Raw genomic sequence first — 335 nt, forward strand, 5'->3', positions numbered from 1 at the left:
TGACGGTGGCCGAGAACGTCCAGATGGCGCTCCTGTCGCATCACGGGCGCTCGCGCGGCCTGTTCCGGGACGCCCGCGCGCTCTATCGCGACGACGCGCTCGCCCTGCTCGCCGGGGTCGGGATGCGGGCCGATGCCGACCGCCCGGTCTCGGAACTGGCCTATGGCGACGTCAAGCGGGTGGAACTCGCCGTGGCCCTCGCCTCGCGGCCGAAGCTCCTCCTGATGGACGAGCCCACCGCCGGCATGGCGCCGCGGGAGCGTGCCGGGCTGATGGCGCTCACCGCCGAGGTGGCGCGGACGAACCGCATCGGCGTTCTCTACACCGAGCACGAC

Annotated in this window: 1 protein-coding gene; it reads left to right on the forward strand. The window is 73.1% G+C overall.

Annotated elements, in window-relative coordinates; genetic code table 11:
- On the forward strand, nt 1-335 hold a 335-nt coding region (locus A5481_RS35590; protein ID WP_245298690.1), incomplete at both ends, for an ATP-binding cassette domain-containing protein.

Source organism: Methylobacterium platani, from assembly GCF_001653715.1.
Lineage (GTDB): Bacteria > Pseudomonadota > Alphaproteobacteria > Rhizobiales > Beijerinckiaceae > Methylobacterium > Methylobacterium platani.